This is a genomic window from Streptomyces sp. NPDC090077 (assembly GCF_044747545.1).
In the GTDB taxonomy this organism is placed as follows: Bacteria; Actinomycetota; Actinomycetes; order Streptomycetales; family Streptomycetaceae; genus Streptomyces.
Map to the genome: position 1 here is coordinate 21,314 of NZ_JBIVEG010000031.1, position 15,078 is coordinate 36,391.

The 15,078-nt window shown below is 72.8% G+C and carries 20 protein-coding genes; 16 read left to right on the top strand and 4 right to left on the bottom strand.

Features of this window, described 5'->3' with window-relative positions; genetic code table 11:
• Positions 1 to 89: 89 nt before the first annotated feature.
• From ACIPW5_RS33285 to ACIPW5_RS33325, 9 genes are all read left to right on the top strand, one after another.
• A complete protein-coding gene (locus tag ACIPW5_RS33285; RefSeq protein WP_401253105.1) occupies positions 90 to 935 on the top strand; it encodes a sulfurtransferase in 846 nt (281 codons plus the stop codon).
• Positions 936 to 1,014: 79 nt separating this feature from the next.
• Complete coding sequence (locus ACIPW5_RS33290) at positions 1,015 to 1,305, top strand: DUF1416 domain-containing protein (RefSeq protein WP_007265476.1); 291 nt, start codon at positions 1,015 to 1,017, stop codon at positions 1,303 to 1,305.
• 111 nt (positions 1,306 to 1,416) lie between these two features.
• A complete protein-coding gene (locus tag ACIPW5_RS33295) occupies positions 1,417 to 1,680 on the top strand; it encodes a DUF3099 domain-containing protein (RefSeq protein ID WP_362457812.1) in 264 nt (87 codons plus the stop codon).
• A gap of 116 nt (positions 1,681 to 1,796) precedes the next feature.
• Positions 1,797 to 2,582: a hypothetical protein gene (locus ACIPW5_RS33300; protein ID WP_401253109.1), complete on the top strand. Its 786-nt coding sequence runs from the start codon at positions 1,797 to 1,799 to the stop codon at positions 2,580 to 2,582.
• The gene (locus tag ACIPW5_RS33305) at positions 2,579 to 3,361 is read left to right on the top strand and encodes a hypothetical protein (protein ID WP_401253112.1); all 783 of its coding nucleotides are present in this window, start codon (positions 2,579 to 2,581) and stop codon (positions 3,359 to 3,361) included. Before ACIPW5_RS33300 ends, ACIPW5_RS33305 begins: the two co-directional genes overlap by 4 nt.
• Positions 3,358 to 4,191 carry a hypothetical protein gene (locus tag ACIPW5_RS33310; protein WP_401253115.1) on the top strand — a complete coding sequence of 278 codons (834 nt, stop codon included), beginning with the start codon at positions 3,358 to 3,360 and terminating at the stop codon, positions 4,189 to 4,191. Before ACIPW5_RS33305 ends, ACIPW5_RS33310 begins: the two co-directional genes overlap by 4 nt.
• A 258-nt stretch (positions 4,192 to 4,449) precedes the next feature.
• Positions 4,450 to 5,022 carry an FABP family protein gene (locus tag ACIPW5_RS33315; protein WP_389612208.1) on the top strand — a complete coding sequence of 191 codons (573 nt, stop codon included), beginning with the start codon at positions 4,450 to 4,452 and terminating at the stop codon, positions 5,020 to 5,022.
• Between the two features lie 74 nt (positions 5,023 to 5,096).
• Complete coding sequence (locus tag ACIPW5_RS33320; RefSeq protein WP_401253118.1) at positions 5,097 to 5,537, top strand: Fur family transcriptional regulator; 441 nt, start codon at positions 5,097 to 5,099, stop codon at positions 5,535 to 5,537.
• A 29-nt stretch (positions 5,538 to 5,566) separates the two neighbouring features.
• Positions 5,567 to 6,535, top strand: a complete 969-nt coding sequence (locus ACIPW5_RS33325; RefSeq protein ID WP_401253121.1) for a YgfZ/GcvT domain-containing protein — start codon at positions 5,567 to 5,569, stop codon at positions 6,533 to 6,535.
• Between the two features lie 24 nt (positions 6,536 to 6,559).
• Here the strand turns inward: ACIPW5_RS33325 and dtd are convergent, their stop codons facing one another.
• Positions 6,560 to 6,985, bottom strand: a complete 426-nt coding sequence (gene dtd, locus ACIPW5_RS33330; protein ID WP_042801357.1) for a D-aminoacyl-tRNA deacylase — start codon at positions 6,983 to 6,985, stop codon at positions 6,560 to 6,562.
• A gap of 132 nt (positions 6,986 to 7,117) precedes the next feature.
• Here dtd and ACIPW5_RS33335 point away from each other — a divergent pair, with 132 nt between their 5' ends.
• From ACIPW5_RS33335 to ACIPW5_RS33350, 4 genes are all read left to right on the top strand, one after another.
• Positions 7,118 to 7,705, top strand: coding sequence for an AmfC protein (locus ACIPW5_RS33335; RefSeq protein ID WP_401253123.1), 588 nt, complete (start codon positions 7,118 to 7,120; stop codon positions 7,703 to 7,705).
• Between the two features lie 126 nt (positions 7,706 to 7,831).
• A complete protein-coding gene (locus ACIPW5_RS33340) occupies positions 7,832 to 9,076 on the top strand; it encodes a GNAT family N-acetyltransferase (RefSeq protein ID WP_401253126.1) in 1,245 nt (414 codons plus the stop codon).
• A 118-nt stretch (positions 9,077 to 9,194) separates the two neighbouring features.
• Positions 9,195 to 9,980, top strand: coding sequence for a putative protein N(5)-glutamine methyltransferase (locus ACIPW5_RS33345; protein WP_401253253.1), 786 nt, complete (start codon positions 9,195 to 9,197; stop codon positions 9,978 to 9,980).
• Positions 9,981 to 10,027: 47 nt separating this feature from the next.
• Entirely contained in the window at positions 10,028 to 10,948 is a 921-nt protein-coding gene (locus ACIPW5_RS33350; RefSeq protein WP_401253256.1) for a sigma-70 family RNA polymerase sigma factor, read from the top strand.
• 32 nt (positions 10,949 to 10,980) lie between these two features.
• Here the strand turns inward: ACIPW5_RS33350 and ACIPW5_RS33355 are convergent, their stop codons facing one another.
• A complete protein-coding gene (locus ACIPW5_RS33355; RefSeq protein ID WP_401253128.1) occupies positions 10,981 to 11,322 on the bottom strand; it encodes a DoxX family protein in 342 nt (113 codons plus the stop codon).
• Positions 11,323 to 11,441: 119 nt separating this feature from the next.
• Positions 11,442 to 12,104: a maleylpyruvate isomerase N-terminal domain-containing protein gene (locus tag ACIPW5_RS33360; protein WP_401253130.1), complete on the bottom strand. Its 663-nt coding sequence runs from the start codon at positions 12,102 to 12,104 to the stop codon at positions 11,442 to 11,444.
• Positions 12,105 to 12,195: 91 nt separating this feature from the next.
• Between ACIPW5_RS33360 and ACIPW5_RS33365 the strand changes: the two genes are divergently transcribed.
• The 3 genes from ACIPW5_RS33365 (at position 12,196) to ACIPW5_RS33375 (ending at position 13,642) form a co-directional block, all read left to right on the top strand.
• Positions 12,196 to 12,603, top strand: a complete 408-nt coding sequence (locus tag ACIPW5_RS33365; RefSeq protein WP_401253133.1) for a helix-turn-helix domain-containing protein — start codon at positions 12,196 to 12,198, stop codon at positions 12,601 to 12,603.
• A 23-nt stretch (positions 12,604 to 12,626) separates the two neighbouring features.
• On the top strand, positions 12,627 to 13,187 hold the full coding sequence (locus tag ACIPW5_RS33370; protein ID WP_401253135.1) for a hypothetical protein: 561 nt from the start codon (positions 12,627 to 12,629) through the stop codon (positions 13,185 to 13,187).
• A 116-nt stretch (positions 13,188 to 13,303) separates the two neighbouring features.
• Complete coding sequence (locus ACIPW5_RS33375; RefSeq protein WP_401253137.1) at positions 13,304 to 13,642, top strand: DUF2516 family protein; 339 nt, start codon at positions 13,304 to 13,306, stop codon at positions 13,640 to 13,642.
• 15 nt (positions 13,643 to 13,657) lie between these two features.
• Here ACIPW5_RS33375 and ACIPW5_RS33380 read toward each other — a convergent pair whose 3' ends face one another.
• Positions 13,658 to 14,920: a PP2C family protein-serine/threonine phosphatase gene (locus tag ACIPW5_RS33380; RefSeq protein ID WP_401253140.1), complete on the bottom strand. Its 1,263-nt coding sequence runs from the start codon at positions 14,918 to 14,920 to the stop codon at positions 13,658 to 13,660.
• Positions 14,921 to 15,078: the final 158 nt, after the last annotated feature.

Here is a 15,078-nt window from a genome sequence, read left to right on the forward strand (position 1 = left end):
GAGCCGCACCCGGAACGGCACGCACAGCACAGCCCGCTTCGCAGCAGCCCCAGCACAGCCCCGCCGCAACTGCCCCGGAGGAGAACACCATGAGCCGCAGCGACGTCCTCGTAGACGCCGACTGGGTCGAAGCCCACCTGAACGACGCCAACGTCGTGATCGTCGAGGTGGACGAGGACACGTCCGCGTACGACAAGAACCACATCACCAACGCCGTCCGGATCGACTGGAAGCAGGACCTCCAGGACCCGGTCCGCCGCGACTTCGTGGACCAGGAGGGCTTCGAGAAGCTCCTCTCGGCCAAGGGCATCTCCAACGACGACACCGTCGTCCTCTACGGCGGCAACAACAACTGGTTCGCGTCCTACGCCTACTGGTACTTCAAGCTCTACGGCCACCAGGACGTCAAGCTCCTCGACGGCGGCCGCAAGAAGTGGGAGCTCGACTCCCGCGACCTGGTCGACGGCAAGGACGTCCCGAACCGCCCGGCCACCGAGTACAAGGCCAAGGCCCAGGACACCTCGATCCGCGCCTTCCGCGACGACGTCGTGGCCGGCATCGGCGCCCTCAACCTGGTCGACGTCCGCTCACCCGACGAGTTCTCCGGCAAGCTGCTCGCCCCGGCGCACCTCCCGCAGGAGCAGTCGCAGCGCCCCGGCCACGTGCCGAGCGCCCGCAACATCCCGTGGTCGAAGAACGCCAACGACGACGGCACCTTCAAGTCCGACGAGGAGCTGACCGCCCTCTACGAGGCCGAGCAGGTGGACCTGGCGAAGGACACCATCGCCTACTGCCGCATCGGCGAGCGCTCCGCGCTCACGTGGTTCGTGCTGCACGAGCTCCTGGGCCAGGAGAACGTCAAGAACTACGACGGCTCCTGGACCGAGTACGGCTCGCTGGTCGGCGTGCCGATCGAGCTCGGCCCCAACAAGTAATCCGGCGGCGGGGCGGGCACGCGACGCCCGCCCCCGCGCCCCCGCAGCAGCAGGACCTCTCTAGGACAGGACAGAGAACATGTGTGGAGCACAGATCGGCGGGCCCGACCTCGCGACGCTGAAGCCCGGTGAGACCGCGATCCAGGGCCAGGTGACCAAGGACGGCGAGCCCATCAGCGGCTACGTCCGCCTGCTGGACTCGACCGGCGAGTTCACCGCCGAGGTCCCCACCTCCGCGACGGGCCAGTTCCGCTTCTACGCGGCCACCGGCTCCTGGACCCTGCGGGCGCTCGTCCCGGGTGCCCAGGCCGACCGCGCCGTCGTGGTCGCCGAGGCCGGCGGCGTGACGGACGTCGCCATCGCGGTCTGACGCACGACCGCACCGCTGTACCGGCCGAAGGGCCGCACCCCCGGGGGTTGGACGCCACTGGAACGGGGTGCGGCCCTTCGCGCCGTCCGCCTCCGGCCCTACGCTGGAGGCATGTACGCGCGGCGCCGGCGCGCCTATTTCTGGCTCATGGGCGGATGCCTGTTCCTCTTCGTCTCCGCCTGGTCCTTCGTGCGCCTCTTCTCGGTCGAGGCGGCGGTCGCGCTGTGCGTGGTCGCCATGGTCATCCCGCCGGTCGCGGCGATGGTGGCGAACCGGCGGGGGCCGGACGACCGCTGGTGGGACGACCCCTCGGGCGATCCGAAATCGGACGAGTGGTGGGACGAACTGGACGGAAAGCGGCGCCCCGAAGACTGAAGACCGCCTATATAAAAGCGTAATAAAGATGCGTACAACGGCTCCCCGGCCCAGGGTGTCTTGGATGTGCGCGGGCGAACCATCCCGCGGCTCCATTCCCGTGGGGGGAACCCGTCTTGGAAACCGAAAACCAGGATTCGGGCACTCCGGAAATTCCGCCGGCTGATCCGGCCATTCCGGACGTACCCGTTCCGACCCGTGCGCCGCGCCGCCGCGGCCGTACGGCGCTCCTCATCGCCGCCGCCCTCGCCCTGGGCGCGGCCGCCGGCACCGTCACCGGCTACGCCGTCCAGTACCACCGCCCGCCCACGGCCCTGCCGCCGCTGGCGCAGCAGAAGCTCGACACGCCGAAGGCGCTGGCGCCGGACGACGCGACGACGGCCAAGTCGGTCAACGCGAACCGCTGGCACAAGACGGACGGGAGCCTGGCCGAGCTGCTGCTCCCGGCGCCGGACGGAGCCATGATCATGGGCAGCGGCTACGAGGCCCTGGACGTCTTCGCGGCGGACTACTTCGAAGAGCCCGGCGCGGCGCTGGCCGAACTCGCCGACGACCGGTTCCGGCGTGTCGCCTCCACGGTGTGGGCCGACGGTCACGTGGTGGTCGAAGCCCGGCTCCTGCAGTTCCGCGAGCGCGCCGGGGCGGAGACGTACCAGCAGAACCAGTTCTCGTACATGCCCGAGCCGAACTTCGCCGGCAACCGCGGAGTGGCCATCCCCGGCATGGCGCCGGACCTCGGCCACGTGTGGGTGCATTCCAAGGCCGACGGCGGCGTCCTCGGAGCCCGCGCCCTCGCCCGCCGGGGCGACATCGTCGTCGACATCAACTATTACGACGACCGGGGCAAGATCGCGGAGAGCGACGTCATCGACCTGGCCAAGCGACAGCTGGAGCGACTGTGACCGAGCCGCTGAACGACCCCGCCCCCTCGCCCACCGTCGCCGTGGGCCCGGGACGCCGCCGGACCCGCGCCTTCATCGCCGCCGGGATCGGCACCGCCCTTCTGGCGGTCGGCGCGTTCGGGGCCTCCTGGGCCCTCGACACGGCCGACCGGACTGCGACGACCCGCTACTGGGGCACCGAAGACGTCAGCCCCCGGGGACCCGGGACGCCGGAGTCCGTGCCGCCCAACGCCCTGTCGGCCAAGCTGCTGCCCCTGCCGGGCAGCCACACCCTGGGGCCGGACCTCGGGGGCGACGGCAACGACTTCTTCGTCTCCGGGGACGACGCGGTCCAGGGCTTCAAGGACGCCCGCAAGGGCCTCTCCAACACCGAGCGCAAGAAGCGCGACGAGGCGCTCGCCGAGCTCAAGCTCAAGGGCCGGGCCGGCCGCACCTACACGGAACCCACGGGCCGGTCGGTCGTGGAGATCCGGCTCATGCAGGCCGATCCGCGGTTCCTGGGCAAGACCTCCGAAATCAGCAAGAAGCTCATGGAAGCCGTCTCCCAGGGACGCGAGACGCCGAAGGTGGACGGCTACCCCGACGCGAAGTGCGCCGTGGTCACCCTCGGCGACGAGAAGCAGAAGGACAGGATCGACTCGATGGAGTGCGTGGCACTCGAGGGTGACGTCCTCGTCAGCTTCCGCGCCTACGGCCCGCAGCCCTTCTCCTCCGCCGATGCCGTCAAGTTCTTCCGGAACCAGCTGAACCACCTGAAGTCCCCCGGGGAGTCCGCGTGACCGAGCAGAGCACCACCGTCGCGGACCACCCCGAGGTACAGCCGGCCGAGGCCCCCGTACCGCCCGCCCCGAAGGACCGGCGCCGGCTCCGCGCGGCCCTCCGATGGACCGCCGCCGTCCTCGCCTTCGCGGCCGCCGGCACCGGAGCGGCGTACGGGATCACCCGGGCCGAGCGCACCGACCTGCCGGGTCTGTCCACCCTGGACGACGGCCGCTGGACCTACCCGGCGCTCGCCAAGCCGACCCTGGCTCCCGGAGCCGCCCAGCCCTTCGCCCGGGACAACGAGGACGGCATCCACTACGCGGCCCTGTCCCAGCTCCTGCTGCCCGCCCCCGAGGGCTCCGCCCCGGACCCCGCGCTCAAGCTGGAGAAGGACCAGGCGGTGTCCGTCGACACCTTCCTGGAGGAGTACGAGCCCTCCGTCCGAACCAAGATGAAGCAGGCCTTCACGGACGACGGGCTGCGCCGGATCGCCGCCCGCGGCTGGACCATGCCCGACGGCACCCGCACCCGCGTCTACCTGCTGCGCTTCCACTCCTCCGGGTTCGTCGACGCCTTCGAGGGCTGCGGCATCAACATGAACCTCAACGGGGTCAACCGCATCGAGCACGACAGCGACTGGAGCAAGGTCAAGAACGACCAGAACCCGCCCGACCTCGCGGACGTGTCCCTCTTCGCCGAAGCCGCTCCGGCCGGTGACGAGGAGGTGAAGGCCGGCTGCGTCAAGGGCGGCGACGTGCAGGCCGTGGTCCTCCAGACCCGCAAGGGGAAGGTGGCGGCCGTCCCGCTCCACCAGACGGTGATCCTCCAGGACCAGCTGCTCCACTAGGCCGCTACGGCCCACCTCACCGCGTGCGCCGGGCCCCGGGCCAGTAGGCTTGGGGACCGGCCCCGTCCACCCGCACCGAATCCTCCGAGGAGCACCCCGTGCTTGAGGCAGTCTTCACCTCCCTGCTGGTCCTGGTCTGCGTCGGCGTTCTCGCCTTCACCGGTCTGGCCGTCAAGAAGCTGTACCAGGGTCAGCGCTGAGCATCCGCCCAGCCGACCGCCCCGGAACCCCTCCCACAGATCGCCTGAGCAGCCAACCATGATCCAGATCCCGTCCGACCTGAACCCGGGCCTCGTCCCCCTCGCCTTCCTCCTCGGCACCTGGGAAGGCGCCGGCGTGTTCGACTTCCCCGGCGAGGAGAAGTGCAACTTCGGCCAGGAAGTCGTCTTCAGCCACGACGGCCGGGACTTCCTGGAGTACACCTCCCACTCCTGGGTGCTCGACGCCGAGGGCAACAAGGTGCGCCCCCTGGAGTCCGAGTCGGGCTACTGGCGCATCGACAAGGACCGCAAGGTCGAGATCGTCATGGTCCGCGACCAGGGCGTCGTCGAGGTCTGGTACGGCGAGCTCGCCGACCAGAAGCCCCAGATCGACCTGGTCACCGACGCGGTCGCGCGTACCGCCGCGTCCGGCCCGTACAGCGGCGGCAAGCGCCTCTACGGCTACGTGAAGAGCGACCTCATGTGGGTCGGCGAGAAGGCCACCCCCGACGTCGAGCTGCGCCCGTACATGTCGGCCCAGCTCAAGAAGGTCGTCACCCCGGAGGAGATCGCCGACATGGCGCGCAACCTCCCGGAGCTCCCGGAAGACGGCATCGCCTTCTTCCGCTGATCAGGCGGGCGAACGAACGGAGGAAGGGGACCGCGGGCTGACCGCGGTCCCCTTTCCGCGCTTACACTGGCCGGGTGGTGACCACCGACTGGAAGAGCGATCTGCGGCAGCGCGGCTACCGGCTGACACCGCAGCGCCAGCTCGTGCTGGAAGCGGTCGACGCCCTGGAGCACGCCAGCCCCGACGAGATCCTCGTGGAGGTCCGCAAGACGGCCTCCGGGGTGAACATCTCCACCGTCTACCGGACCCTGGAGCTCCTGGAGGAGCTCGGACTGGTCTCCCACGCCCACCTCGGGCACGGGGCCCCCACCTACCACCTCGCCGACCGGCACCACCACATCCACCTCGTCTGCCGCGAATGCACCGGCGTCATCGAGGCCGACGTGGACATCGCCGACGAGTTCACCGCGAAACTGCGCGCCACCTTCGGCTTCGAGACCGACATGAAGCACTTCGCGATCTTCGGGCTCTGCAAGAAGTGCGCGGCGGCCGAGCGCAAGCAGGGCTCCGCGTAGCTCCGTCGGCTCCGTCGTACGCTGGTGGCATGACCAGCAGCCCCTTGCTCCATCTCCCCGGCGCCGTAGAGGCCGAAGGCCGTGACGCGGGCGTGGCCGCCCACTACGGAGAGCTCTACGGCGAACAGCGCGCCCTCGCCGACGGCCGCGGCTTCGTCGACCTGTCCCACCGGGGCGTCATCGCCGTCACCGGCGCGGACCGGCTGAGCTGGCTGCACCTGCTGATCACCCAGCACGTCAGCGACCTCCCCGCCGGCCAGGCCACCGAGGCGCTGATCCTCTCCGCCAACGGGCACATCGAGCACGCCCTCTACCTCGTCGACGACGGCGAGACGGTCTGGGCGCACGTCGAGCCCGGCACCCGGGAGGCGCTCCTCGGCTACCTGGAGTCGATGAAGTTCTTCTACCGCGTCGAAGTGGCCGACCGCACGGACGAGTTCGCCGTCGTCCACCTCCCGGCCGGCTCCATCGCCGAGGTCGCGAAGGAGCACGTCGTACGGGAGACCGCGCACGGCCGGGACGTCTTCCTGCCCCGCCCGCAGCTGGAGGAGTTCGCGGCCGCCCACGGCCCCGCCGCCGGGCTCCTCGCCTACGAGGCCCTGCGCGTCGAGGCCCACCGGCCGCGCCTCGGCCTGGAGACCGACCACCGCACCATCCCGCACGAGCTGGGCCTGATCGGTGTCGCCGTGCACCTCCAGAAGGGCTGCTACCGGGGCCAGGAGACGGTGGCCCGCGTCCACAACCTGGGGAAGCCCCCGCGCCGCCTGGTCTTCCTGCACCTGGACGGCTCCGAGGTACTGCTCCCCGCGCACGGCACCCCCGTACGCCTCGCCGCGGACGGCGAGGACGGCCGCCAGCTCGGCTTCGTCACCACCGCGGTGCGCCACCACGAGCTCGGCCCGATCGCCCTCGCCCTGGTCAAGCGGAACGTCCCCGTGGACGCACCGCTGCTGGCCGGGAACACGGCCGCCGCGCAGGAGGTCGTCGTAGCGCCCTGACCGGGACGGCCCGGACGTCGACGGCTAGACGTCGATGACGATGGTGAACGGGCCGTGGTTCGTCAGCGAGACCCGCATGTCCGCGCCGAACCGCCCCGTCGCCACCGTCGCGCCCAGCGCCCGCAGCTGCGCCACGACCTCGTCGACCAGCGGTTCGGCCACCGGCCCGGGCGCGGCCGCGTTCCACGTGGGGCGACGGCCCTTGCGGGCGTCCCCGTACAGCGTGAACTGCGAGATCACCAGCAGCGGGGCGTCCACGTCGCTGCAGGACTTCTCCGCCTCCAGGATCCGCACGGACCACAGCTTGCGCGCCAGCACGGCCGCCTTCTCCGGGGTGTCGTCGTGGGTCACCCCCACCAGCACGCACAGCCCCTCGCCGACGATCTCGCCGACCGTCTCGCCCGCCACGACGACGCTCGCGCCGTCCACCCTCTGCACCACTGCTCGCATACCACCTGTGTACCAGGCGTGCACCCGTCCGGGGCCGATCGGGTGGACTGGGACTGCGTCGGCACCACGGAGAGTGGCACCATGCACGCAGGCGGTGCCCCCAGCACCGGTCGAGGGGACGGATACAACGTCATGAACACTTCTGGTACCTCCGCACCTGCACCCGCGTCACCCGCCCCGGACACCTCCGCGGGCGCCACGGGGCGGCCTCCCGCGCAGCGCACCGGCGAGCCGCTGGGGCCGACCACCCCCGCCACCGCCCTCGGCCTGCCCGAGCTGCGGGCGATGCGGCGCGACGCGCAGCGTGACGAGGCCGACCTCAGCTACGTGCGCAGACTCCTGCAGGGCCGCATCGACATCCTGCGCGCCGAGCTGGCCCGCCGTACGGACCCCGAGGCGCCGGTGGTGGACCGGCTCTCGGAGATCCTCGCCGACGCCCCGTCGACCCGCAGCGCCTCCGCCCGGCACGTCACCCTCGGCACCCCGCACAACGAGGAGTACCGGCTGCTGGCGGCGGAGATGCTGTCGGACGTGGAGCTGTCCGACCTGGAGGCGCGCACCGACGGGGAGCTGCACGACGCGATGGGCCGGCTGGTCCGCTACGAGCAGCAGGTCTCGCGGCGCCGGCAGCAGCTCCAGCGGACGGCCGACGACTCCAGTGCGGAGATCACCCGCCGCTACCGCGAGGGCGAGGCGCAGGTGGACGACCTGCTGGCGTAGCGCCGGGGCGGGTGGCCGGGTGGTGGCGCGGCGGCGGCCGGGCGGAGGCTCGGTCGGCGGCGGCTCGCCCGGCGGCGGTGAAATTGGGGCGACCCGGCCGGGGACCGGCGGTTAGCGTGGCCGGTTATGAGCGCTGACGTGCGGCCGATCGCCGCATCCGAACTTCCCGCCTGGCTCACCGCGTTGAACTCGGGCTTCCTCACCCCGGGGGCTCCGACCGAGTCCGATGTGGCCCAGCGGGCCGCGCACAGCGACCTCGCGCGCATGCAGGGGGCCTTCGACAAGGAGACGGGCCGGTGCGTCGCCACCTTCCGCTCCTTCGCCCAGGAACTGACCGTGCCCGGCGGCGCCGCCGTCGCGAGCAGTGCGATCTCGAACGTGGCCGTGCTGCCCACCCACCGCCGGCAGGGCCTGCTGACGCGCATGATGGAGGCCGAACTGGCCGCCGCCCGCGCGCGCGGTGACGTCCTGTCGACGCTGATCGCCGCCGAGTACCCGATCTACGGGCGGTACGGCTACGGCGCCGCGACCGTCCACGCCGAGTGGGAGGTCGACGTCGCCCGCACCGGCCTGGACCGCAGCCGTCCGGCGCCGGTGGACGGCGGCCGGATCGACCTGGTCGACGCCGCCGAGGTGCGGCGGGTGGGACCGGCCCTGCACGAGCGGATGCGGGCCTCCCGCCACGGCATGGTCGACCGGGACGCGCGCTGGTGGAGCCTGAAGACGGGCCTGGAGCAGATGTCGCACCGCCCGTACCGGGAGAAGATGCAGGCCGTGTACCGGGACGCGGCCGGCGAGGTGGCGGGTCTGGCCGTCTACCAGGCCGACGACCACTGGACGGACGCGAAGACCCCGCTGAACACGGTGCAGGTCGTCGACCTCCTCGCGGCCACCCCGGCGGCCGAGCGGGCGCTGTGGCACTTCCTGTGTTCCATCGACTGGGTGCTGAAGGTCCGCACCGGCAACCGCGCCCCCGACGACCTGCTGCCGGAGCTGCTGCCCGACGCGCGGGCGGCCCGGCCGGTGTCGGCCGCGGACTTCCTGTGGGTGCGCGTCCTGGACGTCGTACGGGCGCTGGGCGCGCGGACGTACGAGGTGCCCGGGGTGCTGGTGCTGGAGGTCGAGGACCCCACCGGTCCGGCGGCCGGGCGCTACCGGCTGGACGCGGGCGCCGGCACGTGCACCCGTACCGGGGAGCCGGCCGGGGTGCGGCTCGACGCGTCCGCGCTGGGCTCCCTGTACCTGGGCGACGCGTCGGCGGTGCGGCTGGCCGCGCTGGGCCGGGTCGCCGAGCTGGAGCCGGGGGCGGTGCGGCTGGCCGACGCGGTGTTCCGCACCGCGCGCCGGCCGTGGTGCCCGGACGTCTTCTGAGGCCCGGACGGGCGGGGGACATGACGGACCCGGCCGCCCGGCCGGGTCCGGGCGCCGCGGGGGGCCTATCGTCGCCACCGGGACTGCCGGGTTCCGGTGCTGTGCAGAACCAAGAGGACTGAGTGATTTGACATCGATTGTGGAACGGCTGCGCGCGGCCGGCTGCGTCTTCGCGGAGGAGGAGGCCGACCTGCTGGTCGCGGCCGCCACCGACGACGGGCACCTGTCGGGCATGGTGGCCCGCCGGGTGGACGGCGAACCGCTGGAGCACGTCGTCGGCTGGGCGGAGTTCTGCGGGCTGCGCGTGGAGGTGGGCGCGGGGGCGTTCGTACCGCGCAGGCGTACGGAGTTCCTGGTCCAGGAGGCGGTGGGGCTGGCCCGCCCGGGTGCGGTGGTGCTGGACCTGTGCTGCGGGGTCGGCGCGCTCGGGGCGGCGGTGGCGGCCCAGGTTCCGGGCGGGGTCGAGCTGCACGTGGCCGACATCGACCCGGCGGCGCTGGCGTACGCGCGGCGCAACGTGGCCCCGTACGGCGGTGCGGTGTGGGAGGGCGACCTGTACGCGGCGCTCCCGGCCGGGCTGCGGGGGCGGGTGGACGTGCTGGTGGTCAACGCCCCGTACGTGCCGACGGGGGAGATCGGGCTGATGCCGCCCGAGGCCCGCGACCACGAGCCGCGGGTCTCCCTCGACGGGGGCTCGGACGGCCTGGACGTGCACCGCCGGGTCGCGGCGGGGGCGCTGGAGTGGCTCGCTCCGGGCGGGCACCTGCTGATCGAGACCAGTGCCCGGCAGGCGCCGCTGACGGCGTCCGCGCTGACCGGGGGCGGGCTCGTGGTGCGGGCGGTCAGCTCGGAGGAGCTGTACGCGACGGTGGTCATCGGACGGGCGCCGGCTCCGGCTGCCTGACGAGGAGTAGGGGAGGGGCGGACGTGGACGAGCAGGTGGACGAGCACGTGGACCTGGACGGGGACCCGGACGGGGGCGCGGCCCGGGGGGCTTCGCTCACGGAGCGGTTCGAGGAGCACCGCGGCCATCTGAGGGCGGTGTCCTACCGGATGCTCGGCTCGCTCAGCGAGGCCGACGACGCGGTCCAGGAGGCCTGGCTGCGGCTGGACCGCACCGACGTGAGCGAGGTCGGGAACCTCGGCGGCTGGCTGACGACGGTGGTCTCGCGGATCTGCCTCAACCTGTTGCGTTCGCGCGAGGCGCGGCGCGAGGACCCGGTCGAGCGGCTGGAGACTCGGGTCCCGGACCCGCTCATCAGCCCGGTGCGGAGGATCGATCCCGAGCAGGAGGTGCTGCTCGCCGACTCGGTGGGGCTGGCGCTGATGGTGGTGATGGAGTCGCTGGCCCCGGCGGAGCGGCTGGCGTTCGTCCTGCACGACATGTTCGCGGTGCCGTTCGACGAGATCGCGCCGCTGATCGAGAAGTCCGCCGCGGCGACCCGGCAGCTCGCCAGTCGCGCACGCCGCAAGGTGCAGGGGCAGGCCCCGGCGCCCGACGCGGACCTCGCCCGTCAGCGGGAGGCGGTGGACGCGTTCTTCGCCGCCGCGCGGGACGGGGAGTTCGAGGCGCTGGTCGCGGTGCTCGACCCGGACGTGGTGCTGCGTTCCGACGGGGGTGTGGGCGGCCGGCAGACGGTGGTCTTCACCGGTGCGCGGGAGGTGGCGAGCCAGGCCGCGGGCTACCGGGCGCTCACGCCGTTCGTGCGGCCCGTGCTGGTCAACGGCGCGGCGGGCGTGGTCGTCGTACCGAAGGCGAACGCGGTGGCCGTCATGGCCTTCACGGTCGTCGGCGGGAAGATCGTGGCGATCGACGTGCTGTCCGACCTGGCCCGGCTCAAGGAGCTGGACCTTTCGGTGCTGGAGGGCTGAGGCGGCGGGGCCGCCGCCCCGCCCGGCCGTCGTCAGACGGTCAGGGCGAGGGCGACGGCCATCGGCGCGGAGTAGATCACCGGGAAGACGACGTGGGCGTAGTCCTTGGCCCGCAGGGTGGTGATGACGGCGCCGATGAAGTAGAGCACCAGGCCGATGCCGGCGGCGATCCCGATGGCGGGGACGGCGAACCCGACGAGGAGGCCGATGGCGCCGGCGACCTTGGCGGCGGCCATCCGGTTCCACCAGCTCTCGGGGACGCCGTACTGGACGAGGGGCTCGACGGTGTACTTGGAGCGGGCGAAGAGCGAGGCGCCGGAGTAGCCGGCCAGGACGGCGGCGATGACGGTGAAGACGGTGGCGGTGGTGGACATCGGGGGCTCCTTCGGGGTGTGCTCGCTTGCTGCGACATCCCTCTGACCCGCCGCGCCGCACGGATGTGACAGCCCGCCGGAAGTTTTTTCCGGCGGGCTTTCCGGGGGTTCTCCGCGGCCTAGCCGAGGAGGAGCGGCACCCGCGCGCCCAGCTCCCCGGGCTGCCCGAGCGCGGCCTCCTCGGCGGCGGTCGGGGTGCGGCGGCCGGTGCCGACGAGCAGCGCGTCCTCGTCGGAGAACGACGGCGGGAAGGGGGCACCGGCGACGCGCTCCAGCAGTGCGCGGGCCCCGGCGAGCCCCGCTGCGGGCGGGCGCGGCGCGCGGGGGAGGTGGGCGACGAGGTCGAGGTGGTGCAGCGTCCACTCCAGGACGTACGCGGACAGGTAGTCGGCGGCGGTGAGCACCTGGCCGCGGGTGCCGACCCGGGCCGAGGGGTCGGCGAGGGCGCCGGCGCGTCCGGCGGCGGAGCCGACGTCGTCGAGGTGGAACTTCAGCAGCCACGGCTCCCCGTACGCGGCGGCCAGCCGCACGGTCAGCGCGTCGAGGGGGTCCTCCGCGGCCGGGTCCCCGCCGGTCTCCCAGTACGTGGCCGCGTCCCGGGTGGGTTCCGCGCCGGAGGGCGTGGCGAGGGTGATCAGTACGTCCTGGGCGTCGATGACCAGGTGGCAGGCGAGGTCCCGGACGAGCCAGCCCCGGCAGCCCGAGGGGCGGCCGAAGTCCTCGTCGGCGAGCCCGGCGACCGCGGCGCGCAGCGCCGCCCACGTCAGTGAGAAGAGGTCCACGTCCGCAAGCTAGCACCGGCCGCGTCCGGCGGGTGGGAGCTATTGCTAGCAAGCGCTTGCAATAGTTAGCACGGTGCGGCAGGATCGGGGCATGGCATCGCTCAACGTCGGAAACCTCGGCGAATACCTCCGCGAGCAGCGGCGGCAGGCCCAGCTCTCGCTGCGGCAGCTGGCCGAAGCGGCAGGGGTGTCGAATCCGTACCTGAGCCAGATCGAGCGCGGGCTGCGCAAGCCGAGCGCGGACATCCTCCAGCAGCTGGCCAAGGCCCTGCGGATCTCCGCGGAGACGCTGTACGTGCAGGCCGGGATCCTCGACGAGCGGGACCGGGACGAGGTGGAGACGCGGGCCGTCATCCTCTCCGACCCGTCGATCAACGAGCGGCAGAAGCAGGTGCTGCTCCAGATCTACGACGCGTTCCGCAAGGAGAACGCGCTGGAGGACGAAGACGCCTCCGGCGAGAGCGCCGGCGACGACGCCGCGATGCCCCCTACGAATTGACTGTGATCCGGGAGGACCCGCACATGGCCATCGCCGATGACCTGAAGAAGACCCTCACCGACCCCACCCCCCTCTACTTCGCCGCCGGCACGGCCGACCTCGCCGTCCAGCAGGCCAAGAAGGTGCCCGCGCTCATCGAGCAGCTGCGCGCCGACGCCCCCGCGCGCATCGAGGCCGTCAAGAACACCGACCCGAAGGCCGTGCAGGAGGCCGTCACGGCCAAGGTCACCGAGGTCTTCGGCTCGATCGACCCGAAGAAGCTCGGCGAGACCGCCCAGGACCTCGCGCTGCGCGGCGTCGGCGTGGCCGCCGAGTACGCCGTCCGGGCCAAGGAGACCTACGACAAGGTCGCCGAGCACGGCGAGCAGACCGTGCGCGCCTGGCGCGGCGAGGTCGCCGAGGAGATCGTGGACATCGCCGAGGCCGTGGAGCCGGAGCCCGCGCAGGCGGAGGCCGCGCAGGACGGGGCCCCGGCGGAGGCCGCGGGCGAGGAGAAGCCCGCCGCCAAGAAGCCCGCCGCGCGCCGTGCGGCGGCCAAGAAGGCGGCTGCCGAGCCGGCCGCCGCCTCGGCCGAAGGGGCCTGAACGGACGGATTCCGGGCCGGGCACCCGGCGGGTGCCCGGTTCGTTGTCGTTTGGGAAAGCGGCTCCGGCGGTAGCGTGGAGTCAGTGGTGCCGGATGCGAGAAGGCGGTCGAGACGATGCTGATGCAGGGGTTCGATAACGGGGTCCTCCCGTTGCTCGGCTACGCCATGCTGGCGCTCGCCGTCGTGGCCTTCGTCCTCGCGCTGCTGGCGCGCGAGGACGCGTACCGGGCCGCCGACAAGCAGACGAAGACGTTCTGGCTGGTCATCCTCGGGATCACCGTCCTCGTGGACTTCTTCCTCGGGATGCTGTTCCTGCAGATCGCGGGGCTGGTCGCGAGCATCGTGTTCTTCGTGGACGTGCGCCCGGCCCTCAAGCAGGTCTCCGGCGGCGGCCCGCGCCGCGGCGGCAGCAGCAGCGACGGCCCCTACGGGCCGTACAACGGCGGCCGCTGAGCGGCCCCGGGGTTCCTACCCCGCCGCGCGGGAGAGCAGGACCACGGCGACGTCGTCGGTGAGCTCGCCGCCGTTGAGGCGGCGGGCCTCGGTCACGGACGCCTCCAGCAGCGCCTCGCCGCTCAGGCCGCGCTCGATGTGGCGGTTGATCATCTCGACCATGCCGTCCTGCCCGAGGCGCTCACGGCCTTCGCCGATGCGGCCCTCGATGAGCCCGTCGGTGTAGAGCATCAGGCTCCAGGTGCCGCCCAGGTCGACCTGGCGGCGGGGCCAGCGGGCCCGGGGCAGCAGCCCGAGCGCCGGGCCGCTGTTCTCGTACGGGAGCAGCCGCGCGGGCTTGCCCGGCCTGGAGATCAGCGGGGCCGGGTGCCCGGCCAGGCACAGGCCCGCGCGCCGGCCGTCCGGGGATATGTCGACCGTGCACAGCGTCGCGAAGATCTCCTCGCAGGGCCGCTCCACCTCCAGGACCTCCTGGAGGGTGGCGAGCAGGTCGTCCCCGCACAGCCCGGCCAGGGTCAGGGCGCGCCAGGCGATGCGCAGCTCGACACCGAGGGCCGCCTCGTCGGGGCCGTGCCCGCAGACGTCGCCGATCATGGCGTGGACGGTGCCGTCGGGGGTGCGGACGGTGTCGTAGAAGTCGCCGCCGAGCAGGGCCCGGCTGCGGCCGGGGCGGTAGCGGGCGGCGAAGCGGAGGTCGGAGCCGTCCAGGAGGGGCGTGGGGAGCAGTCCGCGTTCCAGGCGGGCGTTCTCCTGGGCGCGCAGTTTCGATTCTGCAAGCTTGTACTGGGCGATGTCCGCCCGCTTTCTCTCCACGGCGTAGCGGATGGCGCGGCTCAGCAGCCGGCCGTCGAGCTCGTCGCGGTAGAGGAAGTCCTGGGCGCCCACGCGCACGGCCTCGGCGGCGCGGTCGGCGTCGGCCTCGCCGGTCAGGACGAGCACGGCGTGGCGCGGGGCGATGCGGAGCACCTCGCGCAGGACCCCGAGGCCGTCCTCGTCGGGGCCGGGCAGGGCCAGGTCGAGCAGGACGCAGTGCACGTCCGGGGTGAGCAGCCGCGCGGCCTCGGTGAGGTTGCGGGCGCTGCGGATGCGGATCCGGTGGCCGTCGGCGTCGAGGATCTCGGGGACGGTGAGGCCGCCCGCGGGGTCGTCCTCCACCACCAGCAGCGTCAGCGACGCCTGGGCGGCGGGGCCGCCGTCCGTGGCCGGGGTGTCCCGCTGCCGCGGTACGGGTACGGGCATCGTCTCCGGTTCCTTGCCTCCCCCCGAAGGTGCGCTCATGCGGCAGACCCTAGCGGGCGGGTACGGGCGAGCGGAATGGGAGCCGGGGGAGGGCCGCCGTCATATGCCCCTATCGCGGGGGAAAACCGCGCGGCCGGGATGACCAACGTCACGGCCGGACCCCTGCCGTCTCGCCCACCGAGATCCCCTGGACGGGC

Bases quoted from the DNA above. Each gene is read 5' to 3' on its own strand.
- ACIPW5_RS33355 (WP_401253128.1), bottom strand. From the start codon at position 11,322: ATGTCCACCACCGCCACCGTCTTCACCGTCATCGCCGCCGTCCTGGCC.
- ACIPW5_RS33335 (WP_401253123.1), top strand. From the start codon at position 7,118: ATGAACACTTCTGGTACCTCCGCACCTGCACCCGCGTCACCCGCCCCG.
- ACIPW5_RS33380 (WP_401253140.1), bottom strand. From the start codon at position 14,920: ATGAGCGCACCTTCGGGGGGAGGCAAGGAACCGGAGACGATGCCCGTA.
- ACIPW5_RS33295 (WP_362457812.1), top strand. From the start codon at position 1,417: ATGTACGCGCGGCGCCGGCGCGCCTATTTCTGGCTCATGGGCGGATGC.
- ACIPW5_RS33375 (WP_401253137.1), top strand. From the start codon at position 13,304: ATGCTGATGCAGGGGTTCGATAACGGGGTCCTCCCGTTGCTCGGCTAC.
- ACIPW5_RS33285 (WP_401253105.1), top strand. From the start codon at position 90: ATGAGCCGCAGCGACGTCCTCGTAGACGCCGACTGGGTCGAAGCCCAC.
- ACIPW5_RS33370 (WP_401253135.1), top strand. From the start codon at position 12,627: ATGGCCATCGCCGATGACCTGAAGAAGACCCTCACCGACCCCACCCCC.
- ACIPW5_RS33325 (WP_401253121.1), top strand. From the start codon at position 5,567: ATGACCAGCAGCCCCTTGCTCCATCTCCCCGGCGCCGTAGAGGCCGAA.
- ACIPW5_RS33315 (WP_389612208.1), top strand. From the start codon at position 4,450: ATGATCCAGATCCCGTCCGACCTGAACCCGGGCCTCGTCCCCCTCGCC.
- ACIPW5_RS33340 (WP_401253126.1), top strand. From the start codon at position 7,832: ATGAGCGCTGACGTGCGGCCGATCGCCGCATCCGAACTTCCCGCCTGG.
- ACIPW5_RS33290 (WP_007265476.1), top strand. From the start codon at position 1,015: ATGTGTGGAGCACAGATCGGCGGGCCCGACCTCGCGACGCTGAAGCCC.
- ACIPW5_RS33365 (WP_401253133.1), top strand. From the start codon at position 12,196: ATGGCATCGCTCAACGTCGGAAACCTCGGCGAATACCTCCGCGAGCAG.
- dtd (WP_042801357.1), bottom strand. From the start codon at position 6,985: ATGCGAGCAGTGGTGCAGAGGGTGGACGGCGCGAGCGTCGTCGTGGCG.